Source organism: Streptomyces sp. NPDC086777 (assembly GCF_040702065.1).
GTDB lineage: Bacteria > Actinomycetota > Actinomycetes > Streptomycetales > Streptomycetaceae > Streptomyces.
In genome coordinates this window covers 109,023-131,408 of sequence record NZ_JBFBJI010000016.1, presented here as the reverse complement: position 1 = coordinate 131,408, position 22,386 = coordinate 109,023, and the positions used below count along the sequence as shown (strand labels likewise).

Genomic DNA, 22,386 nt, shown 5'->3' with positions numbered 1-22,386 from the left:
GCGGCGACGCACGACTTCTTCGCCCGAAGCAGCTTGGGCATGGGTGCTGCCTTGGGAGGATGCGTCCTTCACAGGTGCTGATAGTCCGCAGACGTCCGCGCTCGTTCGCCGTTTTTTCGTCGGCGTTGTCATGTAGTTAGACACTCACCCGGTGCGGCTCCGGCGCGTGAGGTCAGCGCATGTCAGCTCAGTTCTCCGGGTGCAGGCATAACCCTTCCAGTGTGGCAGATCAACGGCGGGGGCCCAGGCCGGAGCGGGGTGGGGGTGGTCACCTGTGGGTGCCGACTGTCGACGTTGGTCGGCTTCGGACGGCCCAGGGACGGCCCAGGGCTCAGTCAGCGAAGCGCCACCGCCCGTCATTCCAGCTGCACGGGAGCGACGGGGAGCTGTTCCCTGTAGGGCCACGTAAAGGTGCGGTCCGGTTCAAGGTGGGCGTCTCCCCAGTGGATGGCATGGATGCCGTTTTCGACGTCGGCCGTGAAGAACACACAGACCAGCCTGGTGGAAGCTCCCAGTTCCTCGAACGCCTCGTGCAGCCCCAGGTACTCCTCGGTCGCCAGGTCCTCATCGACGTCGAACAGCGCGTCTGGAGGCTGCGGCCCGTGCGCCCGGAACAGCCGTTGCCTGGTGGGCGACGCGTTGGCTGGCAGCCGGGCTCGGTCTAGGGGCTTCGGCCTGTCCGCGTACCGGAACGGGAAGAGTGCGTGATCGTTGATCACCGCATACTCGTATCCGCGCACGTCTCGCACGGCTTCCCCCAGCTCCCGCGCCGTCTCTGCCAGGTTCTCGCGCACCAGTCCTGCAAGGGCGACACCGTACGGGCTCCGCTTCTTCAGTCCCGCAGCGAGGTGCGCGGCATGCGCCTTCCCATGCGCCTTGGCCAGCTGCTCCGGGACCGCAGCGGCAAGTGCGCCGGCATGCCGCCCGAACCGCTCGACGGCCCAGGCCGACGGCCCTACCGGTAAGCCACCCAACACCGACATGCAGCGCTCCCTTCCCCCAGGTCCCACCTCTGAACTGTGTGACACGTACACGAAGGGCACGCAAGGGGGCGATCTGGCCAGGACGCTGCCGCACGCTCTTTTCTCAGAACAGCCACAACCTTGGCAGTGGTCGGCGTTGGTCATCGTGAGCGCCCTTCCACGGCCCCGAGACGGTCAAGGAGGGCACCCATGTGCGGTGCCGCACCTCGGCTGTTGCCAACTGTCGATGGACGACGATCTCAGGAGAGGGATCGGAAAGTCTGGGAGTATCAGACACTTCCCTGGACAAAGTCGGTGGCCCTAGGTGCCGCAAGTGTCTATCTTCGAGGTGTGTCGAAGCCCAGGAAGCGCAAGCCGCAACGCCGTCCTCAGTCGCATTCACGCCTTGCCGATCACAAGCGGCAGGGCAAGATGCTGACACCGCCGCTTCTTGCTGTGGTGGGAGATAAACTGCGGTCTGCCTCCTGGGATCGAGACCAATTCCCAGACTTCCTGTGGTCATGTTGGCACCTTGACAGCGGTGAGCCTCGCGACCTGGTAAAGCTCGTGAAGTACTTGGATCGCATTGGCGAAATCATTGGTCCAGATCGCGAAGGATTTCCTGAGCACTGGCTTCTCACTGGCCGCCTGACGGTTTTCGAAGCGATCCCCGAGGGAATCCGTGCACGCCTCCTTGATGAGCTGCTTCAGCAGAACCTTTACGAGGCAATAGTTCCCGAAGAATTCGCCCAAGCCCTCGGCATGTATCCGTCCGCTCCGGGGAGGTGGCTTATCCGGCCCCGGCTTGAAGCTGGAATGAGGATCGACCCTGAATCGGCCCAACGTGGGCTTGAAAGGGTAACTGCTGCTGCGATGGGCGGACAGAGTCCTGTTGCGACCCGCGCCAAGGCGGCGGTGTTCCGCCAGTACGTTCACACTCGCCGCCTCTCCATGCCGCCTGCACTTGTTGACGAGTGGCGAGACATTATCGTGCGTTACCCGATGGAAACGACACCTGAAGAGACCTCCAAGGTTGAGACCTTCATTCGCGCAACCTTTGGCGCAATGGAAGGAGCAATGGAGGAAAAGGGTGATGGAGATTCCAGCGGGTCCACTTGGTCGCAGACCTTCTGGCGTTCGAATTGGAGCCTATTTCCGTGTCGGCGTCGCGAAGCTCGCCGAGAGATGCCGCTTCTCAGTGAGGGCGACAAGGCCGCGATTGAGTCCGCATATCATGAAATGGCGGATGACATCAAGGTCCTCCGTGAACGATTCGAGCAACTCGCCGACGCCACCAACCCCGACCTCTTCAACCCGGATCGCTACGAGGTGCTCACCGGAGTGGTGGCACGGGTGCTCCGATATCTCAATGTTTACATCGGCTACCCGGCGTTGTGGACGATGGAGCACGGGGCCCCACTGCTGAGAAGTGTGGTGGAGGCGAGGATTATCATCCGGTATCTCTCAGCTGCTGACACCCAGTCTGATATATTCCGTCGCTTCAAGGCGTACGGGATGGGTCGCCTGAAGCTCCTGAAGCTCCACTTCGAGGAATATTTGGCTGCCGAGGATGACCCCCATGAGGACATGATCGCCTATGTGGACTATCTGGAATCGCTAGTCAATCAAGACATCCTGGAAGAGTTCCAGGATATTAACCTCGGCGGGAATTTCGCGGGCAAGGATATGCGAAAGATGGCGGCCGAGGTTGGCCTTGAGCGCGAATACCGACTTATCTTCGCTCCAGCGAGCAGTAACGTCCACGGCGAGTGGTCGGTAATCGATGAGTACGCGTTGGAGCGGTGCCGAAATCCTCTACATCGAGGGCACCGGATCATCCGACGTAACACTGACGCCCCCGTCGGAGCAATGGTTGTCGACACCATCGCAGAATTTGCGTCTCTACTGGTGGACGAATATGAGCAAGCGACGAGTCAACAGCGCTCTCTGGCCGCTAAAAGCCCAGAATCTACATAGAGGCTATCCAAGAGGTCGGCGGAGCGGCTTTGGGCTGGAGCTGCTTTGGGGCGAGTGATCATGGCCCCGTAAGCTTCCGGCGAGGCGGGCAGTCTGTGGACCTGCCCGTTAAAGCACGACGTTGGGGCCATGATCTTAGAGGCTCGCCCCAAAGTGGCTGCCTAAAGCCGTGGAGCCGACCGCCCCAGCCACAGAGGGTGTCCCCTACCTTCTGCCCGCAGCCGCCGAGCGCGCCGCCGGGCGCGGCCAGCCGGGGCGCAGACAGGAGGCAGGCCGCGCCGCAGAGGCGGCGCGCGCCCGCGCCGTGCGACGGGCCTTGATGACGTGAAGAAAGTCTGAGCCAACCGATGTTCGGCTACAGCCTGAACGACAGTTCCAACTCGTCGCCCGGTAGGTGGAACTCTTCCAGGGCCAAGGGCTTGTCTGCCGCCGTGAGTGTCACGCGCAGGACATGGAGAAGCGGCACCCCGTCCGTGAGTCGGAGGGCCTGGGCCTGGTCTGGCAGAGGCATGCGGGTACGCACGTACTCCGTGAAGTGGAGTTCGTGGCCCAGGTCGGTGAGGGCGGCGTAGAGCTCCGGGGCCGGCGGTGGGGGTTCCTCCTCGTACTTGGTGTCGATGAGGACCGAGAACGGCACGTAGGTCCGATGGAGTTGGCGGAGGCGGCCGTTGTCTGCCGTCTGTAGGGCGTCGTACGTGAACATCGGCTCGCCCGGCGGGATGCGGAGTAGGTCCGCCAGGGCCAACGGGGCGTCGGTGCGGGTGGCTACCGGTGGCTCGGCGTCGGTCCAGCGGATGCCGTCGGCCTCGATGTAGCGGCCGTCCGGGGCTCGGCGTACGCCGCGCGGGCGGGTGAGGCCGGGGCGGCTGTGGGGGGAGCGGGCGAAGGTGCCGCGGCCCATGATGGCCTCGACGAGACCGGATGCCCGCAGCTCGGCCAGGCCCTGACGGACTGTGGGGCGCGTCACGCCGAACTGTTTCGCCAACGCCTCCTCGGACGGGAGTGGCTGGCCGGCCGGGAAGGTGCCGTGCAGGATGCCATCGCGCAGGTAGTCGGCGATTTGCCGGTACTTCGGCTGCGTGTTCTTCGGCGGCATGCGGGCCCTCCGTGGCGGTGGCTTCTGCGGCTGTCCGTCGCCGTGGACGGCTTGCCCACGATCGTGGGCAGTTTCTCGTATCGCTAGGTCGGTTGACAACCCGTACTACGGGTCGGCAATCTGGTCTGCGTCACCCGTACTACGGGTGGTCTAGCAACCCGCAGGATCAGCCTGCGCGTGCCAGAGACGAGGAGAGACGAACAGTGGCAAGCCTTCCGATCGACACCGCGAAGTTCACGGGGATCATCTGCGCCGTGCCCCCGGCTCCGCGGGTCGCCAACCGAGAGACCGGTCAGTTGCGGGTTGACCGCGAGACCGGCAAGACCATGTACCAGGTCGGCCTGTGCCTGATGGCTGGGGCGTCGGCCGACGTCGTAACCGTGAGCGTGGCCGGTGAGCCTGCCGGTGTGCAGCTCGGCATGCCGGTGGCCGTGCGGGACCTGGTCGCCACGCCATGGGAGAACGAGGGGCGGCACGGGATCGCGTTCCGTGCGGCGGAGATCCGACCCCTGAGCGCTGCCGCCCCGGCGGGCAAGGGGGCTGGGCAGTGATGAAACTGGCCTCCACCACCACATCGGCCGGTGCGACCGGGCCGAGTTGGGTGCTGTTGGTGGCCGCAGTGCTGGTGTCGGGCCTGCTTCTGGCGGGCCCGGCCCTGCGCCGCCGTCATCCCGTCGCCTGGTGGCTGTTACTCGGCTTTCCGGTCGCCGCCTTCCGAGTCGTGCGGACTTGGCGGCCTTTGATGGCCGGGTGCGGGCTCGCCGTGAGCCGACGACCGGCGCTTACGGTCGTCTCCGGGCTCGTCGGCAACGGAGCGCCTCCGCCGCAGCCGCGCGTGCCGCACCGCGGTCTCATACGGCCGACTGCCGGCGGCTTCGTATTGCTGGTCCGGCTGTTACCAGGGCAGGTGCCCGAGGACTTCGTCAAGGCGGCACCGGCCATGGCGGAGGACTGGCAGGTGCACGCAGTACGGATGACCTCCTGGAAGCCGGGGGTCGTACGGGTCGTCGCGTCGGCGTCCGATCCGTTGGCTGCTCCGCGGGTGCCGAAGCAGCGGGGCCCCGGCCATCTGCTCCGGGTGGCCGTGGGCGTGCTGGAGACCGGGGCCTCGTGGGTGGTCGACCTGCGGCGCGTGCCGCACTGGCTGATCGTGGGGGCCACCCGTTCCGGCAAGTCGACATTGATCAACGCGCTCGTGGCGGGTCTCGCCCCGCAGCATGTTGCCTTGGTCGGGATCGACTGCAAGGGCGGCATGGAGCTGTCCCTCTACGAGCCGCGGTTGTCCGCCCTCGCGACCAACCGTGAACAAGCGGTCAGGCTGCTGGCCGCGCTCGTTGATCTGACCCTCGACCGCATGAGCGTGTGCCGGGCGGCACGGGTCCGGAACGTCTGGGGTCTGCCGGACAAGGAACGTCCCGTACCCGTCGTCGTGATCGTCGACGAGATCGCGGAACTGTTCCTCGTCGCGAGCCGCAGCGAGAAGGACGAAGCACAGGCGGCCGGTACGGCGCTCATCCGGCTGGCCCAACTCGGTGCGGCACTGGGGGTGTTCCTCGTCGTCGCCGGCCAACGCGTCGGCTCCGACCTGGGGCCCGGGGTCACCGCGCTGCGGGCACAGCTCGGCGGCCGGGTCTGTCACCGCGTGGCTGACCCCGGAACAGCCGAAATGGCGCTCGGCGACCTCAACCCCGATGCGCTGAAGGCGGCGCAGGCCATCACACCGGAACAGGCCGGTACTGCCGTCCTCGCTTCCGGCGACGGCTGGGAACGGGCCCGCTCGCACCTGATCACCGAGGCGGAGGCGGAAGCCGTCGCCGCCGAGTACGCGCACCTGACTCCCGTCCTGTCCGAGCTGCACGTCGAAGCGCCGTGAAAGGGGCCTGCCGTGCTGGTGTCCATGTCCGCCGTTCTCCTGCTGGGCCTGCTGATCTGGTTCCTGCTGCGCATCCGGTACCTCCGGTGGGCCGACGCGCTGCTCTGCGGAGCCTTCGGCTTCCTGCTCTCCAAGACCGTGGCCGCACCGTTCGCTCAGGCGTTTCTCGACGGCGTGAACGGCTTCCTCGGCCAACTCCGCTTCTGACAGCACCCGTTGGGAAGAGAAAGGGACTTCCTGTGTCCGAGTACGTCATCCGCTCCGGCGACCGGGCCGCGTTCATCGCCGGTCTTCGAGAGCTGGCGGACTTCCTGACCGCCAACCCCGCTGTCCTCGTCCCGCGTAACGCGTCCTTCGGCGTCTTCGTCGATGCGTCTGACACCGCGGCACGCAGGGAGGGCGCGGAGCATGTCGCCGCGTCCCTCGGCGTGCCCGTCGAGGACATCGGCGAGGGCTACTACGACGCACGCCGTGACTTCGGCCCGATCGCCTACAGCGTCATTGCGATCCCGCCCAAGGAACGGCAGTGATCGCCCGTACGACGGGCTCCCGACGGGGCGCGAAGTCGCCAAACCCGACCCCGTCAGGAACCCACTCCATCCGCCACGTGAGCAGTGAAAGGAGCACTCACACTTTGTCCACTGCGCATCATTCGCGCAAATCTCCGCTGCCCGACTGTGACCTCAAGGGAGACGGTCCCGAGGTCTCGACCTGCGAGGGACCCGAACGTGTCGTCCTCGTCGGGCTCGACGACACCGAGCAGCACCTGTGCCCGGCGCACGCTGCCGCGGTCTGGCTCACGGATCCGACGTTCCGGTTCAGCGCCAAGACTCGGCCGGAAGCAATCTCGGCCGTGATGCGGCACGCCTTCGGTGGGGGCGGTGGTCGACGATGACCACGACCCTCGTACCGGGCAGTGCTGCCGCTCTGGTCGCCAGGGCCTCGGAACCCGACTTCGACGCATGGCGCCGGAACATTGTCCGCCTCGGCGGGTGCACCAACCCGATTCACCTGGTCGGCACGGTGACCGTCTTCGACATGGCCACGGGTGCGGCTCTGCTCTCGTACGGGTCGGACGTCTATGGCGGTCGCCTGCTCACCGCATGCGGCAACCGGCGGGCGACGGTGTGCCCGGCCTGCTCGGCGCTGTACCGGGCGGATACGTACCAACTGGTTCGGGCCGGACTCGTCGGCGGCAAGAACGTCACGGAGGCGGTGAGCGGGCACCCGCGCGTGTTCGCCACGCTCACCGCTCCCGGCTTCGGGCCGGTCCACACTCGGCGGGAACACGATGGGCTCGTACGGGCCTGTCGTCCCCGCCGGCCGGAGGAGTGCTGCCCGCACGGGCGGCCGGTCGGATGCCGTACGCGGCACGCGGCCGACGATCCTCGCCTCGGCGAACCGCTCTGCCCGCGCTGCTACGACTACGCGGGCGCCGTTCTCTGGCACGCGTTCGCCGGTCACCTCTGGCACCGGTTCGGGCTGGAGCTGCGGCGGGAGATCGCCCGGCGGGCGGGTCTGTCGCGTACGGAGTTCGGGGAAGTCGCCCGACTCTCGTACGCGAAGGTCGCTGAGTATCAGCGGCGGGGCCTGGTCCACTTCCATGGTGTGATCCGACTCGACGGACCGGACGGGCCCGACTCACCTCCGCCGGGCTGGGCGACTACGGCATTGCTGGCGGAGGCCGTTCCGGTGGTGGCTGGTCGGGTGCGGCTTGCGGCCCCGGGCGCGGACGTCGTCGGTCCGCGGGAGCTGCGTTTCGGTGGGCAGGTCGACGTACGGCCTGTCACCTCGTACCGACGGGACGCGGGGGAGCGGCCCGCCTCTGCGGGGGCCGTCGCGGGCTACATCGCCAAGTACGCGACGAAGGGAGCGGAGACCGCCGGCGCGGTGGATGGCCGGATCTACGACGCGCGGGACATGGTCATGCTGCCTGTCCGGGCACACGTGCTGCGCATGATCGGCACGTGTTGGTGGCTGGGCGGCCTAGCGGAGTTCGAGCCGCTCGGGCTTCGGCGCTGGGCTCACATGCTCGGGTACGGCGGCCACTTCTCCAGCAAGTCGCGGCGCTACTCGACCACGTTGACGGCTCTTCGACAGGCCCGTGCCGACCACCGTGCGGAGCAGCAACGGGCGTCCCTCGGTCTGGCTGACGTTCCGACCGTCACGGTTGGCCGGTGGCGTTATGCGGGGCGCGGCTACTCGCCGGCGGGGGAACTCCTGGCCGCTTCGGTGCGGGAGGGAGGCGGTCGTCATGGCGCGTGACAGTCATGCGAAGACGGCCGAACTGCTCACCGTTCGGCAGGTGCTCGACGAACTGGGCGGCATCTCCCGGCGCACCTTCTATCGCTGGCGGGAACTGCGCATCGCCCCTGCCTGCATCCGGCTGCCGAACGGGGAGCTCCGGGTTCGGCGGGACGTGCTCAACGACTGGTTGGAGGAACGGGCGGAGGGGGCGGCGTCGTGAAGTCGTACAAGGTTGTCATCTGGAAGCTGAGCATCAACCGCTCCGCGAAGAAACCGACGTATCTTGTCCGCTGGTCCGTGGACGGCGAGCCGTTCCACGAGTCGCACAAGACCAAGGCGCTCGCCGATCGCTTCCGGGCGAAGCTGCTTCGGGCGGCGGACAAGGGCGAGCCCTTCGACACGGTGACCGGTCTGCCCGACTCGCTGCGCGGGGGCAAGGCTGCTCTGTCCTTGCTCGAACTGGCGCTGAAGTACATCGATGCCCGGTGGCCCGAGGCGTCGGCGAAGCAGCGGGACAGCATGACCGATGCCCTGGCGACGGTCATGCCCGCGCTGGTCAAGTCGGTCCGCGGGCGTCCTGCCCAGGCCGATCTGCGGCGGGCACTGCGCTCGTATGTCCTGCCTCCACCTAGGAGGGAGCGCGAACGGCCCGAGGAGATCGCAGCAGCAGCGAAATGGATCGAGAAGGCGTCGCTGCCGGTGGCCGAGCTCCAGGAGATCACCCGCGTGCACGACTTGATCGATGCGCTCACGCGGAAGCTCGACGGCAAGCCTGCGGCAACGCAGACGTACCGTCGACGGCGTGCGGTGGTCTACAACGTCCTCGAATACGGGGTTGAACTGGAGGCGCTGCCCTCGAACCCGCTGAGCCGAGTACGACGTAAGAGGGGGAAGCGAGCGGTTCAGGAGGTTGACCGTCGGGTGGTGGTCAACCCCCGGCAGGCTCGGGAGCTGCTGACCGCGCTCACCTACGTCGGCGGCTACGACCGCGCCAGCGGCCGACGGTTACGGGCGTTCTTCGGCTGCCTGTACTACGCGGCCATGCGCCCCGGTGAGGCGCTCGGACTGCGGCTCTCGGACTGCACGCTGCCGGAGAAGGGCTGGGGCCGGATCGATCTGGCAGAGACCAGGCCCACCGCCGGTAAGGCGTGGACCGACTCCGGCGAGGCACACGATCGGCGCGGCCTGAAGCAGCGGGCGGACGGCGAGGTACGCATCGTGCCGATCCCGCCCCCGCTCGTGCGGATGCTCCAGGACCACATCAAGGAGTTCGGCACGGCGGAGGACGGCCGGCTGTTCTCCAGCGAGCGGGGCAACGTGATCGCCGCCTCGTCGTACTCGCGTGCATGGAAGCAAGCCCGTGCCCTGGCGTTCCCACCCGAACAGGTCGCCACAGTCCTGGCGGCTCGCCCGTACGACCTCCGGCACGCGGGCGTCTCCCAGTGGCTCAACTCGGGCGTTCCCGCGCCGGAGGTGGCGGCTCGCGCCGGTCACTCGGTGGACGTCCTTTTGAAGATCTACGCCAAGTGCATCGACGGCCAGGAACAGGAGATGAACGACCGGATTCTGAAGGGTCTGGGGGAAGAGAACGTGTAGACACCAGCGCCAAGGGCGCTGAAAGAGCTGGTCAGGCTGGAGAGGGGCTCCGGAGAGATCCGGGGACCTTCGGCGTTACTGCACGTCCGATGAGGCGAGCTTGACGAACTGCTCCAGAACTTCTCGCGCCTGCGCGCCGAGGTCACTCAGCTCCGTTTTGTCGGCTGCCTTGTGCAAGGTGGATGTCAGGGCGTAGGCGTCTTGTGCAGTATCGATCAGTGCCCGCGCGCTTGCTATGAGCTGGACCCGGAACAACGCGTGGAGGGCGATCCCGCGGAGCCGGTAAGCCTCCGTGCGAGCTTCGATGAAAGCGGAGCCGTCTGGATCCTCGCTCCTGCGGTGCCAGCGATCCTGCTGCCCCCGCCGGAACTCTGTCAGTGCTCCGGCGAAATCGCTGTAGACGTTCATCCGGTCCGAGCGGAGTTGTTGCTGAGACGCGAACAACTGGTCCCGGGCAGACGCGTTGCGCTGAAACGCGTAGGTGAGGGCGGAGCCCAACAACGTCCCTGCAATGGCGATTAAGGCTGAGATGACACCATCCACGGCAGTATGAGATCACAAGATCGTTTGCATGCCCAGGTCCATAATGAGCCTTGCTCGGGGCCTTCGAAACGGTGTCTGGCCTGCGAAGAGAGCCTTCAAGGTCATTACGCCGTCATTACGTGATCACTGTCATGGAGCTGCATCGAGCAGCGTCCGCCTGCACAAACAACAAGACCCCGCACTCAGCGAACGCGCTGATGGCGGGGTCTTTAGGCACCTCATGCGAAGTGCCCCCGGCAGGATTCGAACCTGCGCACACGGCTCCGGAGGGCCTTTCGATCCTACGAAACGTTGCTGGTCAGGGGCCACGTGGGCGACCGGCTGAGTGGGTCCTGTCCACGGATGGTCCATGACGCCGTGCCGGAGCAGGGTCTGCTTTCGAAGACCTCGCAGAGGGTGTTCTTCCCAAGCCGCCACTCGGTCGGTGGCGCCGTCCTCCTCGGCGTCATGGGGGAGGCGTTGTAGTTCGCTGGCCGTGATGCCCTGACGGATCAGGAGCGCAACCTCGGCCATCTGGGCGGGCGTTCGAGGAAATCACGCAGTACCTCCCTGTCAAGGGCACTGCCGTTCGAGGGGGCACCTTGGTAGTCCGGGTGCGCGAAGCGATGTCGACCGTCCTTCGGGCCACGCTGTTAGGGTTCCGGAACTTCTCGTTACGACTGGCCTCGGCGTGGATGGGCATGAGCTGCAAGAGTTCGGGCAGGTCGATTACGCGCAGGTCCTCAGCTTTCAGACGCTTCCATCCGTTGGCCGTGACCAGGTCACAAGCGAGGATGATCTCGTCGCGAGCCCAGTCTGGCGGCCTCGGGACTTTGAGTCGATCTTCCAACTGCTCTAGCTTGAGCGACTAAAAGGCCACTGCATCGAATCCCCCCGCGCAGTACCAGTCACTGTCCGCCAAGGCGGCGTACATCGCGGTCCTCCAGCTGTTCACATCATGCTCACAGGCGCTTTCTTCGCAGTTCTTTAAATGTGCCCTAACGCCAATACTTCCCTGAATGGAATGCATCTGTCTGAGGAGCCGGCGAATGCTGCTCATCTCAGAAGTCGCGTGATGAGAGTAGAGCTCCCCGAGTCTATATACATCGAAATGGTACTTTGCGCGTTCTCGAAGCACGTGTGCCCAGCCAGGGGGACCGCCAACCGAGAACTGCACCTTGGCTGGCGCGCCCTCGAACGCCGTGGCGGATAGCCATCGAGTTTCCGTTATGTCGTCAATATACGGGTGAAGCGTCTGCTCCTCTTCCTTCATCGGACGTTTGTTGTGTTTAAAGCGATTACATTCGAAGCAAGCCGGGATGAGGTTGAGCGGGGCAACGGCTAGAGCCGAGAAGCTGGCACGAGGGAGATAATGATCCAGTGTCCCCACTTTTCGGACACCGCACAGCGGACAAAGCCCGTTCTCGGGGGCTAGCTTGATTCGGTCATAGATCGCGCGACCCGGCGAGCCGTCCTTAGCCATGCGCTGGTCGTAGAGCTTGCTGGAAAGGTCGTCAGACGTGATTTTGAGCGGCACTCCAAGCCCATTGTTCTCAGGCTGGAAAGCTATAGGGTTCAGTGTGTGGAGATCCCGAAGCGTGGCGTGCTCCGCAAAACGATCAGCGGCCTCTTCTATCGAGTCTGTAGCTTCGGTGAAATTCTCTTTTAGTTCTGCGTCCTGAATTTTTGTCAGGCATGACAGATAGGCTTCTCGTGCCGATATGGTTGGGGGACTTAGCGGCCACATCTAACGCGCGCCCTCCGCAGCCTTTACAGCCAACATGATTCTGACGATCCCTTGCGCTTCACTGCCGAGCTGATTGCCGAATCTGTTGGCTACCGCCTCGAACGACTCTTCTTCGGTAACGGCCTGCTGGAGCTCGGCGTGATATCCGGATTGGGTGACTTCCAGCCCGAAGACCTCATGCGTCAAAACGCCGACGTTTTCGCCGAATGTCTCGATCTGGGGGCGGTCTGCAACGCATTGGTCACCGCTACGTCGGAGTTTCCATACGCAGTTCTTAGGGACTTCCTGAAGTACTACGGGTGAATGCGTCGCAATGATAGCTGCACCATTCGTATCCGTTAGTAGTTCTGAGAGCGCTCGCATGAAGGCGGAGAGAAGGGGCGGATGCAAGTGTGATTCTGGTTCGTCGAACAGAATGAGCGAGCGCTCGCGGGATTCCTCTACCAGGCGGGTAAGTGTAAGCAAAACAACTTTATGTCCGGAGCTCGAACGGTTGAATGCTTTCAGCAGCCCTGCTTCCGCGTTAGTCCAAAAGAGCTCCGTGCTCGGTACAGCATCATTGGATTCAACGAGGGGACGGAGGTCAAGATCCCTGAAAAGTGGATCTGTCTCTAGAGACTCCATTGCGCGAAGCCACTTCTGACGTAGCGTTGCATTCCTGAGGCACTCCCCCACGCTGTCGATGAATTCTTGGGCAAGCCCCTGAATATCTCTCGGGCGTCGATCGTCACTGTCGGGGTCACCGAGGCCGATGTAAGAAATTGGCACACTCGGTACGTTCAAGGAGAACAAGGTGTCCGGTTCGGCCATTGCACCTTGCGTCACCTTGCGCATGAAGGGATCGAAGGCGCTGAAGCTCACGAAGATCACGTTTAGGAACGGGAAGGAACTCTCTCCGGGTTCCCAGTCTGCTTCGAGATCAACGAAGATGCCCCGGTTGTCAGATTCAGGCGTTCCCGGCGACACCGCGGCAGACATACCCTTCAGCAAGGTCGTCTTGCCTACGCCGTTCCCTCCGATGATTACGTGAACATTGGTCGACGGCTCACTATTTGTGAATACCTCGAACTTGAGCTCAAGTGGCTTTCCGGCACTCGATGTACGCTCTGGTGCTGTGTATTGGAACAGGAAGTCTCGCAGTATTACGCCGCCATGAGCAATGCGGCGGAATTGAGACTCAACTGTCGACCGAGGAACTGTTCGGAGGAGCGACCTTAGTGTGACCTCGTAATCTGAGACTTCTGTGAATTTCTGCTCGTTATAGGCGACGTCGTGGAGGCTGGCGAGCGCGACTTCCCTCAGACCATAACCGTCCAGCTCGTCGTAGTAGTTCTCACCTTGTCCGAGCGAGAAGAACTCGTCGTCCAGGTGTAAGAATTGACTGGGGAGGGGCGGGCGCCCATGAGTCTGGTGTCGATGTGCGATCTTCACCTGCCCGACTTCATGGTAGGAGCCCGCTGCGTCCTTGTAGTGCAGATCGAAAAGTGTCTGAAAGCCAAAGTCGTCCCAGAAGTCAGGGACGAGTACTAGAGCTTCTCCTGATGTCTCTGGCTGAGATTCGCGATCAGGCATGACAACAAACGGGACCGGATCTTGACGCTGCGGTACAGGGGCCGAGGATGAGGCTTGTTCGGTTGACCCGCGAGTCCGACGTCCAACCTCGAATTGGCCGAATGCTTCTCTCAGTCTGACAATGATTTCGGCGGCGTCGACGTCACCTATGGGAGTCAAGCCGTATGTCGGAGCCCAAGAGGGATCATCGGGATCGCGCTGCAAGATAACAAGCGGCTTACGCTCGGCGCTGCCAAACTCACGAGCGGCTCTCCGGATTTCGTCGTCCTGATCGTTCCGCATGACGACGAAGACCATGAGTCTTGCGCTCTTTGCCCGTTTCGACTGGCCGCTACGCACACTCATGTTGCCGGCCTTGCTTACGAAAGTCGGGTAGATGAGCTGAGGCTCAAGCCCTGTGAACTTGGACAACAAGCGCTGCAGTTCTCGGTACTTGCTCACGCTGGGGGCGGAGTGGTCCACCACTTCCAGGATGCTGCTGAGCTGCTGCAGGCGATCTTGTTCCGTCACGGCGCCACCATAGCCCCGAAGACGCTCCTTGGTCAGGCTTTCGTGCTGAGAAGTGAGGCGGGGCTGGTGGGACTCTTGTCGCTGGACGGATCCATGTGGCCGATGTGGGACTTCAGAGCCAACGCGAACGCTTCCGGGTAGCGCAGACGACTCCTCATCAGGCGGTCGTGAAAGCCCGTCGTGGCGCGAAGGCTCAGTGGAGCGGTGGCTTCTACGTCTATCAGGTCGAGGAGGTGCTGGTACGGGTGCTGCTCCGGCCACAGGCTGCACTCGACAGTCCAGCGTTGGCCGGCGCGGCCCCACGCTGCCGTCGGCCAACGGGCACCTTCAGGCAGGGCGGTGTAGGGCATCGCCAGTGGCTCGCCTGGCTCTGCGAGATGCCGGCCTAGCCATTCAGAGACCCCAACGGTCACGGCGTTGCCGACGAGCTTCCATCGCAGACTGGCTCGGGCCCGACGCTGTGCGGGCTCTGTCCATCCCCTGGGAAACCCCTGAAGAGCCTCGGCGTCCTCGATGCGAGGAGTGACGATGGCGCGGCCTGGCGCTGCGTCACATACCCATAGAGCTGGAGACGATGGAATTCCCAGCCCGGAGCCTCCCTTTAGTGTTGGGATGGCGTCTTGGGCCCACCCCAGGCCGGTGTTGCCTTCGGTCCAATAAAATCCGAACGCATCTTGCCGATAGTGAGAATCCTGGCGCTTTCCGGCGTCATCGGCAAAAATGACCGTCCGGGGATCCGCCGTCTTGGAGGCTACCAGGATTACTCGGTGACGTCGCTGCGGAACGCCTGTGAACCGCGAGTCCACAAGGCGATAAGCCCAGGTGTAGCCCAGTCGTTCAAACTGGGTGACGAGATACTCCATGGCTGTCCCGCGGTCGAGATTCAGCATGTTGCGTACATTCTCAATGACAACCCATTGAGGGGATGCGCTTTCGAGTAGCTCGAATAGATGCTTGATCATCCCGGAAGCTTTGCCGTGAATTCCTGCGGTGCGGCCAGCTTGGGATAGATCGGTGCACGGGAAGCCAGCAGTCACGACGTCGACGTCAGGAAGTTCCTTGAGTGTCTGAATGTCGTCGTGAAGCGGGACGTCCGGAAAATGATGTTGCAGCACGGTCTGTGCAGGTTCCCACCACTCGCAGAGAAGCTCGGTGCGCAGACCTGCCGCATGCAAGCCGAGTTCGACTCCGCCGATCCCTGCGAAGAGGCCTGCGACGGAGAGTGAACGTTTGGATGGCATGGAACTCGGCATGTGGGGGATCATCGCATGCCACACTGACAACGCGGGCATGGACGGTGCTGAGCTGGTGGGACGGTCACCCGTGGTCGTGATAGGTGCTGTACTTCGCTGACAAGTCGGCACAGACGGTTCGGGCACAGCCTGATCGCTTACGGGACTACGACGGCCTCAGTCGTGGTCGGCCGGGTTCCTGCTGCGAGGGGATCCATGCCCCGCCCCGGTTTGTTGTCTCCTGGATGAGGTTCCGGAGTTCGTCAGGCGGTGGCCACGGCGCGCGGCGGTGGATCATCCGATGACAGTTGGCACAGATCAGCGCGAGATCACTTAGCTTGGTCCGCCCCTCGCCGGCCTCGTGCAAGGGCACGACGTGATGACACTCGATGTATCCGGCGCCCCGCGGACCGTACGTCGCCTCGAAGTCGAAGCCGCATGCTTCACAGGAGAGCTCGCGCCCCTGGCGCAACACGGCATCGATCTTCCTTTTACGCAGGCCCTTGTCCCGCTCGCGACTCCTGTGGCGGCGTATCAGCAACCTGCCCTCGGGTGCGCTGTAGTCGTCTTCCTCCTCGACCCCCGAGGGCAGGTCCTGGAGTTCGCCTGTGGCAAGACCACGCCGGATGAGCTGGGCTACCTCCGTCATCTCGGCCGGCCGGGCAAGGAAGTCGTTCATGACTTCGACATCGAGTGCGTTGCCGTTCGTGGGCTTCCCGCGGTAGTCCGGGTGTCGGCACGTGATGTCGACGGTCTTGCGAGCCACGCTGTTGGGATTCCGGAACAGCTCGGTACGTACTTCTTCACGGTGGATCGGTATGGTCTGAAGCAGTGCAGACAGCTCGGTCACCCGTGGGTCGTTGTACTCCAGTCGCTTCCAGCCGTTGGCCATCGCCAGGTCGCAGGCAAGGATGATCTCGTCCCGCGTCCAGTCGGGATCCCGTGACGAACGGATCACGAAGCCGAGTCGGGCGAGCCACCTGGCGGCGTGCGACCTTCCCCCGCTCAACTCATCCGGCCTCAGCGCTCGGCCTTGATCGTACTTGTGGGCCACCCCGGCAATGGCCTTCGAGTCGTACGTCCGGTCCTCGTGTATCAGGAAGTACCCCGTCGCCGGCCTGTACCCGTACTCGGCCAGGAACCGGTCACGGCCCCAATCGTCGTGCTCGGCTATGGCCTTGAGGACACCGTCTCGGCTGATCGCACCTTTGCGCATGACGGGAGGGTAAGCGTTACTACTGACAGCCTGTTAGACGTCCGCTCTCCTCAGTCACCACTCTCCCTAGCTCCCATCCCGTCCGCCGTCGACCCACACACCGTGGAGCGGGCGTGGTTCATGGCGTCCAGGTGGAGCGCGCCACTGTACGAACGACCTGGACGCCATGGGCCGCGTCTGCTCGGCTCTGCCTGGGTCGATGGTGGTCGGGATGGGAGCACCCCGCGCACGCCACTACGAACCCGCGGGCGGGAACGGCGCCCTCGCCATCCCGGTGCCGGCCGATCCCCCGCCGGAGGCATGGTCCTGACCGTGAGCCCCGCTATGTGGTGATCGACGCATGGCAACCGGTCGCGCTCGCACGTGGGCGCGCCTCGGCGCAGCGCGGGCGGAGCGGGCCGAAGGCAGGAGCGGCGCCCGGAGCGGAGCCGGGAGCGCGCCCGGCGGAGCGGAGCGCAGCCGGCTTGATGAGGTAGAGAAACCTGTAACAGCTCATGGCCGGTACCGGTCTAGGTACTGGTCAGGCCTCCGTGGTGATCTGGCAGCGAGGAGCCACGGAGGAGGAGCCGGGGTGCAGCAACTGCTGGGTGACTTAGCGCGCAATCGGCCGGGCGACGCGGTGCGCAAGAAGATCCAAGACCTACAGCCGAACCCTGTGCTTAGGTTGATCAACCGCTGGATTCCTGGCTCGGAGATCCGTAGCTGGTCGGACGGGCTCGCCGGAGAGCTTGCCACCGCAAGGAAGCTGAGCAAGCTCAAACGCCACGGTTGGTTCACTCTCCATGCAATCCAGTGGCCGAGTGGCGCAGACATCGACCACCTCACCATCGGCCCCGCCGGCGTCTTCGCCATCAACTCCAAGCGGCACCGAGGCAAAACCGTCTGGTACGGCGACACCGCCATCACGGTCAACGGAGCCGCGACCCGCCACATCGCGATCAGTCAGTCCGAAGCCGGCCGCGTGTCTCGGGTCCTGTCTCGTCGTTGCGGCATCGACGTTCCGGTACGTCCCGTGATCTCCGTGGTGCATGCGGCGAAGCTGACAGTCAAGAACGCGAACTCCCCGGTACTCGTCCTGGATGTGGGACACCTCGGGCGCACCCTGTCCGGCCTCTCTCCGATGCTCCTGCCTGACCAGGTGGCCCGCATCTATGAGGTGGCGCGGGACCCGCGAACCTGGTCCGGCTGATCACGCGTCGAAGTCGTACTCCAGGATGTAAGAGGCCGCATCCAAGGTCATCTCGTTGATCTCAACCGGGCGCCCTTCGTCCGCGAACGCGGTCCGGCAAATGAGGATGACCGGCGTGCCCGAGGAGATCCTCAACTGCGCCGCCTCATCCTTGGTGGGCATGCGTGAGCGGATCTCTTCGCGGAAGTGCACCGGCTTGTACCCGAGTTCGGCAAGGCGGGCGTACGTTCCGCCGGGGCCCGTGTCCTCCTGAGTGATCGCCGACCCGGCGACCACCGACATGGGGAGATAGCTCGTTGCGAGAAGAACGGGCTTCCCGTCCAAGACGAACCGCCGGCGTCGCACGCAAACGGTCTCCTCATCGCCCAGGTCCAGCACCTGCCCGATCCGCTCCGCTGCGGACTCCTCCGAGACCGCCACCTGATCTACGACAAGCGTGCGATTCTCGATGTCGGCAGACCAGACGGACCGACCGCTGCCCCACTGCTCTTGCGCAAGCCGCTGAATGCCTCGGCGCCTCAACGGCCGGAAGGAGCGGACGAACACGCCGGCACCCTTGCGGGACTCGGCGACACCTTCGTCCTTGAGCACGGTCAACGCTTGGCGCGCCGTCATGCGGGCCACGCCATGCGCAGCCATCAGGTCGTTCTCCCCTGGAAGCCGATCACCGGGACCGTATGCGCCCGACTCGATCGCCTCACGTAGAGAGTCCGCGATCCGCTGGTATTTGGGCCGACGGTCGTCGTCGGTGGTGGCCATGAGGAAGCCCTCCCTTCTTCTCTAGACAGCCTAGTGCACGCGTGCACATCCGACAGGCCGGGCGTGCACGCATGCACATAGCCGTCCTGTACGCGTGACCCGAATCGACGACCGCGAACATCTCTATACAGATTCCCTTGACATCTCTATACAGGTGGCGCTTCAATGGAGATGTCTAGAGAGGTCGCACCGGGCGGCTTCTGTGATCGAAGGATGGGCTACATGCCGTCGTTCAAGATCGACCTTTCGACCGCTGTGGTGTTCGTGGCGACTGCGCCGGCGCCGAAGCTGGTCAACCAGAAGACCGGGGAGCGGGCCGTGGACCGGGAGACCGGTGCGGGTCTGTCCACGGTGGGCCTGCTGGTCTCGGACGAGGGTGAGGGCAACCTCTACCAGGTGACCGTTCCGGAGACCGGGCTCCCGGAGGGGCTCGCGCCGGGCAACATGGTCGCCGTGACCGGGCTGAAGGCTCGGGACTGGGAGAACGAGTTCAACGGCCAGAAGCGGCACGGGATCTCGTTCCGCGCGGTCGCGGTCACCCCGCTGGGGGCCTGACCATGACCGACGTCACGCCCTGGCTGGAGCTGGGTGGCTTAGCTGCCGGTGCCGGCGGGATCGGCTACGCGAAGGTTCGCGCGCCGCGCGTGTACTGGTCGCTGGTGGGTCTGCCGGTCACCTGGGGCCGGTTCACCTGGACCTATCGGGACACGATGGAGGTGTGCGGGCTGACGGTGAAGCCGTCCGGCTTTCGCGCCTTCGTCCGCCGCAACCTGGCCCGTGCTGAGGTACGGCCCGCGCCGCCGAAGGTCCGCCGGGTCCGCGGGACGTCGACCGGTTTCCTGGTCACGCTCCGCCTTCCCGCCGGCCTGGAACCCGCCGACATAGCCGCCGCGACCGAGCGTCTGCGCCACGCCTGGGGCGTGCACTCGGTGACCGTGGCGGAGACCAAGCCCGGATACGTCGAGCTGCGCATGACCGGCTACGACGTCCTGCGCCGGGTCCGGATGCCCCGTACCGCCAAGCCTCGTGACCTGGTCGTCCCGGTTGCGCTGCGGGAGGACGGCTCGGTCTTCGAGCGGAACTACCGGCAGCAGCCCATGGCCCTGACTCTGGGCGCGAACCAGTCCGGCAAGTCCATGTTCCAGCGCAACCTCGTCAAGGGCCTGGCGCAGCTCCCGGTGGGGCTGGTCGGGATCGACTGCAAGCGCGGTGTGGAGCAGTCCCGCTATGCCTCGCGCCTGTCGGCCTTGGCCACTGACCGGCAGAGCGCCGGCCGCCTGGTGGATGCGCTGGTGCAGGAGATGGAAGACCGCTTCGACCTGCTCGCCCTCTACGGCGCCTCTGATCTGTGGGAACTCCCGGACCGTGTCCGGCCGGTGCCGCTGGTCGTGCTCATCGATGAGGTGGCGGAGCTGTTCCTGGTGACCTCCAAGAAGGAGGAAGCCGACCGTGACCACACCGTCATGCAGCTGGTCCGCCTCGGCCAGATGGCCCGTGCGATCGGCATCTACCTGGAGGTCTGCGGGCAGCGCTTCGGCTCCGATCTCGGCCGAGGTGCAACCGCCCTGCGCGCCCAGCTCACCGGCCGCGTGGTCCATCGGGTCAACGACAAGCAGACTGCTGAGATGGGCCTGGGCGACGTCGCCCCCGACGCGGTGGTCTCGGTGACCGGGATCCGGGCCGATCGTCCCGGGGTCGCGGTGGCCGGTGACGCCTCCGGCTACTGGTCCCGCATCCGCACCCCCGAGGTCACCCCGGCCGAAGCCGCCGAGGTCTGCCGCCAGTACGCGCACCTGACCCCCGACCTGCCGTTCCTGGCCCCGTTCCGCCCCATCGAGCGGACCGTGATCCCGCCGATGCCAGCGGAACCACCGCTGGTGGAAGCCCTGCCGGCGGGCGAGTAATCCCCGCATAACTCCGGCTGGCGCGACCGCTTCGCGCCAGGTCCCTACCCGTGCCATGCCGAAAACCGGAAGGGAACACCCATGAACCCCGACCAGGAACGCGAGCACCGCCGGGCCGACATCGCCGACGACGTCAACCGGCTGGGCTTCCTGTACAAGGCCTTCGTCGACCACGTGCAGTACCACGACGAGCGGGACGCGTTCACGGCCGTGATGGCCGGAGCGCTGGCCGCTGAGTTCTCCCTGACCGACGCTGGCGCCTACCCGCCGCCCGGTCACGGCTACCCCCGCCTGGACGCCTGACGTGGCCGCGCCGAAGACCACGCCGACCCCGGAGCCGAAGCCCGCGCCATGCCCGGTCTGCAACGGCTGCGGGGAGGTCTCCCGCACGGTCCAGGTCGGCCGCAAGCGCCGAACGGTCGGCAAGCAGACCGGGTTCTGCCTGAACTGTCTCGGCTCCGGCGAAGCCCCCGACTAGTCCCCTGACCTGCTCCAACACGTTGAAGGAGGTGAAGACATGAAGCTCTCGATCCGTCCCGACGCGGTACTGGTTCAGGCCGTGATTGCGGGGGCGTTGTCCTTCGCCCACCTGCACGACCTCGCGCAGGCTGCCGGGCAGACCGGCTGGAAGGCCTGGGCCTACCCGGTCTCCGTCGACCTGCTCCTCGTCGCCGCGTGGCGTCGACTGCGCGCCCAGCGATCCCGGCTGGCCTGGTGCTGGTTCCTGGTCGCCCTGGTCGCATCCCTCGGCGCGAACATCGCCACCGCGGGCTTCCTCGACATGGAACACCCGCCCGCCCTGCTCCGCCTCGGCATCGCCGGCTGGCCAGCGATTGCCTTCCTCGGCGGCACCCTCCTCGCCCACCAGCACACCGACCACACCCCTGACCCCGCACCCGCTCCCGAGCCAGCCACGGAGCCGCGTCCGGTGGTCGCGGTCGACCGCCCCGAGACACCCGAACCGGCCCCGGAAATCCCCGAGGCGGAACCTGTCCCGGCGCTACCCAAGGCCGCACCCGGCGTGCCCCCGGCCCTGATCGACCATGCCCGGAAAGTCGCCACCGACCACCGCGCCCGCACCGGGGCCGAGATCGACGCGGCCACCCTGCGCGCCCGCCTCGGCCTGCCGGAAGACCTCGCACTCGCCATCGTCGCGCAACTCGCCTGAACGCAAAGGAGGTTCCACCGTGCGCCCGAACCGCTTCTACGACGTGATCCGCATCGGGCCGGTCAAGGTCGCCACCTTCAACAACGGCCGTGGCCAGACCAAACACATCGCCGCCTGCACCGCTCCCAAGTGCGGCGTTTCGAACGAGTACTTCGACCGTGCGGCCGCCGAACTCGCCGCCCGCACCCACACCTGCCACTGACCTCGAAGGGAGATTCACCGATGTTCACCCCGAAGTACCCCACCCCGGATACCGCACCGGCTCCGGCACCCACCGTGCCCCAGCCCTCCGTCCCGGCGCCCGTCGTCCCGGCCGCGCCCGCCCCGGCTCCGGTCGCCCCCGCGGCCCCGGCCCGGCCGACGGTTCAGCTCACGCCCGGCTCCGCGCTCGCTCTCGCCGCCGGCGGCGGTGCCGTGGTCCTGGTCGTCGGCGCGGTCCTGGTCTCCATGCTCCTAGCGGTCGCCATCACCGCCGTCTCGGTCGCGCTGGTCGCGGTCGTCCTCAAGTCGCTGCTGAAGGACCTCAACAGCCAGCGCTAACGGCCCCGGGGCGGCTCTCTCGCCAAAGAACCGCCGCCCCGGCGCCTGACCCACTTCCTGATCCAACGGACCCGAAAGGGAAGCCCCATCATGCCCCGGAACACCCCGGCCCCGTGCCCCTGCCGCGACTGCGACGGCTTCGCCCGCGTCGCCATCGCCACCGGCACCCGCAACCCGGACGGTACCCGCGCCACCCTCCGTGTCGACTGCCCGGCCTGCAACGGCACCGGCCACACCAGCCCCGCCCCAGCGCTTGCCCAGATCGGGCGGTGACGG

At 65.4% G+C, this 22,386-nt stretch carries 25 protein-coding genes; 17 read left to right on the top strand and 8 right to left on the bottom strand.

From position 1 onward, the window contains the following. Window positions 1-356 precede the first annotated feature (356 nt). On the bottom strand, window positions 357-983 hold the full coding sequence (locus AB0472_RS23280; protein ID WP_366358525.1) for a hypothetical protein: 627 nt from the start codon (window positions 981-983) through the stop codon (window positions 357-359). A gap of 330 nt (window positions 984-1,313) precedes the next feature. Between AB0472_RS23280 and AB0472_RS23275 the strand changes: the two genes are divergently transcribed. Further along, complete coding sequence (locus AB0472_RS23275) at window positions 1,314-2,939, top strand: DUF5677 domain-containing protein (RefSeq protein ID WP_366358523.1); 1,626 nt, start codon at window positions 1,314-1,316, stop codon at window positions 2,937-2,939. A gap of 355 nt (window positions 2,940-3,294) precedes the next feature. On the opposite strand, the gene AB0472_RS23270 is transcribed toward AB0472_RS23275, so the two are convergent. Continuing rightward, window positions 3,295-4,035 (bottom strand): GntR family transcriptional regulator, encoded by a 741-nt coding sequence (locus AB0472_RS23270; RefSeq protein ID WP_366358521.1) that lies wholly within the window; start codon window positions 4,033-4,035, stop codon window positions 3,295-3,297. 203 nt (window positions 4,036-4,238) lie between these two features. Between AB0472_RS23270 and AB0472_RS23265 the strand changes: the two genes are divergently transcribed. The 7 genes from AB0472_RS23265 to AB0472_RS23235 all read left to right on the top strand — a co-directional run bounded on the left by AB0472_RS23265 (window position 4,239) and on the right by AB0472_RS23235 (window position 9,751). Further along, window positions 4,239-4,586, top strand: coding sequence for a hypothetical protein (locus AB0472_RS23265; RefSeq protein WP_362655998.1), 348 nt, complete (start codon window positions 4,239-4,241; stop codon window positions 4,584-4,586). Beyond that, on the top strand, window positions 4,586-5,908 hold the full coding sequence (locus AB0472_RS23260) for an FtsK/SpoIIIE domain-containing protein (protein ID WP_366358519.1): 1,323 nt from the start codon (window positions 4,586-4,588) through the stop codon (window positions 5,906-5,908). The genes AB0472_RS23265 and AB0472_RS23260 overlap by 1 nt, the downstream gene beginning before the upstream one ends. 12 nt (window positions 5,909-5,920) lie before the next feature. Further along, window positions 5,921-6,115, top strand: a complete 195-nt coding sequence (locus AB0472_RS23255; protein ID WP_108014878.1) for a hypothetical protein — start codon at window positions 5,921-5,923, stop codon at window positions 6,113-6,115. 32 nt (window positions 6,116-6,147) lie between these two features. Further along, a complete protein-coding gene (locus AB0472_RS23250) occupies window positions 6,148-6,438 on the top strand; it encodes a hypothetical protein (RefSeq protein ID WP_366358516.1) in 291 nt (96 codons plus the stop codon). A gap of 361 nt (window positions 6,439-6,799) precedes the next feature. After that, window positions 6,800-8,173: a replication initiator gene (locus AB0472_RS23245; RefSeq protein ID WP_366358514.1), complete on the top strand. Its 1,374-nt coding sequence runs from the start codon at window positions 6,800-6,802 to the stop codon at window positions 8,171-8,173. After that, window positions 8,163-8,375: a helix-turn-helix domain-containing protein gene (locus AB0472_RS23240; RefSeq protein WP_360246622.1), complete on the top strand. Its 213-nt coding sequence runs from the start codon at window positions 8,163-8,165 to the stop codon at window positions 8,373-8,375. Before AB0472_RS23245 ends, AB0472_RS23240 begins: the two co-directional genes overlap by 11 nt. Then, entirely contained in the window at window positions 8,372-9,751 is a 1,380-nt protein-coding gene (locus AB0472_RS23235) for a tyrosine-type recombinase/integrase (RefSeq protein WP_366358512.1), read from the top strand. The genes AB0472_RS23240 and AB0472_RS23235 overlap by 4 nt, the downstream gene beginning before the upstream one ends. A gap of 75 nt (window positions 9,752-9,826) precedes the next feature. Here the strand turns inward: AB0472_RS23235 and AB0472_RS23230 are convergent, their stop codons facing one another. The 5 genes from AB0472_RS23230 to AB0472_RS23210 form a co-directional block, all read right to left on the bottom strand. Further along, window positions 9,827-10,294, bottom strand: a complete 468-nt coding sequence (locus tag AB0472_RS23230; RefSeq protein WP_362753788.1) for a hypothetical protein — start codon at window positions 10,292-10,294, stop codon at window positions 9,827-9,829. 847 nt (window positions 10,295-11,141) lie between these two features. Then, entirely contained in the window at window positions 11,142-12,020 is an 879-nt protein-coding gene (locus AB0472_RS23225) for a hypothetical protein (RefSeq protein ID WP_366358510.1), read from the bottom strand. Further along, window positions 12,021-14,102 carry an AAA family ATPase gene (locus tag AB0472_RS23220; protein WP_366358508.1) on the bottom strand — a complete coding sequence of 694 codons (2,082 nt, stop codon included), beginning with the start codon at window positions 14,100-14,102 and terminating at the stop codon, window positions 12,021-12,023. It abuts the gene before it with no gap. A 32-nt stretch (window positions 14,103-14,134) separates the two neighbouring features. Further along, window positions 14,135-15,355, bottom strand: a complete 1,221-nt coding sequence (gene dcm, locus AB0472_RS23215) for a DNA (cytosine-5-)-methyltransferase (RefSeq protein WP_366358506.1) — start codon at window positions 15,353-15,355, stop codon at window positions 14,135-14,137. Between the two features lie 145 nt (window positions 15,356-15,500). Beyond that, window positions 15,501-16,550, bottom strand: a complete 1,050-nt coding sequence (locus AB0472_RS23210) for an HNH endonuclease (RefSeq protein WP_366358504.1) — start codon at window positions 16,548-16,550, stop codon at window positions 15,501-15,503. Window positions 16,551-17,121: 571 nt separating this feature from the next. Between AB0472_RS23210 and AB0472_RS23205 the strand changes: the two genes are divergently transcribed. Further along, window positions 17,122-17,739: a nuclease-related domain-containing protein gene (locus tag AB0472_RS23205; RefSeq protein ID WP_366358502.1), complete on the top strand. Its 618-nt coding sequence runs from the start codon at window positions 17,122-17,124 to the stop codon at window positions 17,737-17,739. Here AB0472_RS23205 and AB0472_RS23200 read toward each other — a convergent pair whose 3' ends face one another. Continuing rightward, window positions 17,740-18,498: a GntR family transcriptional regulator gene (locus AB0472_RS23200; protein ID WP_366358500.1), complete on the bottom strand. Its 759-nt coding sequence runs from the start codon at window positions 18,496-18,498 to the stop codon at window positions 17,740-17,742. It abuts the gene before it with no gap. Window positions 18,499-18,720: 222 nt separating this feature from the next. Here AB0472_RS23200 and AB0472_RS23195 point away from each other — a divergent pair, with 222 nt between their 5' ends. The 8 genes from AB0472_RS23195 (at window position 18,721) to AB0472_RS23160 (ending at window position 22,383) form a co-directional block, all read left to right on the top strand. Beyond that, entirely contained in the window at window positions 18,721-19,053 is a 333-nt protein-coding gene (locus AB0472_RS23195; protein WP_366358498.1) for a hypothetical protein, read from the top strand. A gap of 2 nt (window positions 19,054-19,055) precedes the next feature. Beyond that, window positions 19,056-20,402, top strand: coding sequence for an FtsK/SpoIIIE domain-containing protein (locus AB0472_RS23190; protein WP_366358496.1), 1,347 nt, complete (start codon window positions 19,056-19,058; stop codon window positions 20,400-20,402). Window positions 20,403-20,483: 81 nt separating this feature from the next. Then, on the top strand, window positions 20,484-20,705 hold the full coding sequence (locus AB0472_RS23185; protein ID WP_366358494.1) for a hypothetical protein: 222 nt from the start codon (window positions 20,484-20,486) through the stop codon (window positions 20,703-20,705). A gap of 1 nt (window position 20,706) precedes the next feature. Continuing rightward, on the top strand, window positions 20,707-20,880 hold the full coding sequence (locus tag AB0472_RS23180) for a hypothetical protein (RefSeq protein WP_366358492.1): 174 nt from the start codon (window positions 20,707-20,709) through the stop codon (window positions 20,878-20,880). Window positions 20,881-20,919: 39 nt separating this feature from the next. Then, complete coding sequence (locus AB0472_RS23175) at window positions 20,920-21,570, top strand: DUF2637 domain-containing protein (protein WP_366358490.1); 651 nt, start codon at window positions 20,920-20,922, stop codon at window positions 21,568-21,570. Window positions 21,571-21,589: 19 nt separating this feature from the next. Then, window positions 21,590-21,772 (top strand): mobile element transfer protein, encoded by a 183-nt coding sequence (locus AB0472_RS23170; protein WP_351957803.1) that lies wholly within the window; start codon window positions 21,590-21,592, stop codon window positions 21,770-21,772. Between the two features lie 20 nt (window positions 21,773-21,792). Next, the gene (locus AB0472_RS23165) at window positions 21,793-22,110 is read left to right on the top strand and encodes a SpdD protein (RefSeq protein ID WP_366358487.1); all 318 of its coding nucleotides are present in this window, start codon (window positions 21,793-21,795) and stop codon (window positions 22,108-22,110) included. A 90-nt stretch (window positions 22,111-22,200) separates the two neighbouring features. Continuing rightward, the gene (locus tag AB0472_RS23160; RefSeq protein ID WP_366358486.1) at window positions 22,201-22,383 is read left to right on the top strand and encodes a hypothetical protein; all 183 of its coding nucleotides are present in this window, start codon (window positions 22,201-22,203) and stop codon (window positions 22,381-22,383) included. The last annotated feature ends 3 nt before the right edge of the window (window positions 22,384-22,386 follow it).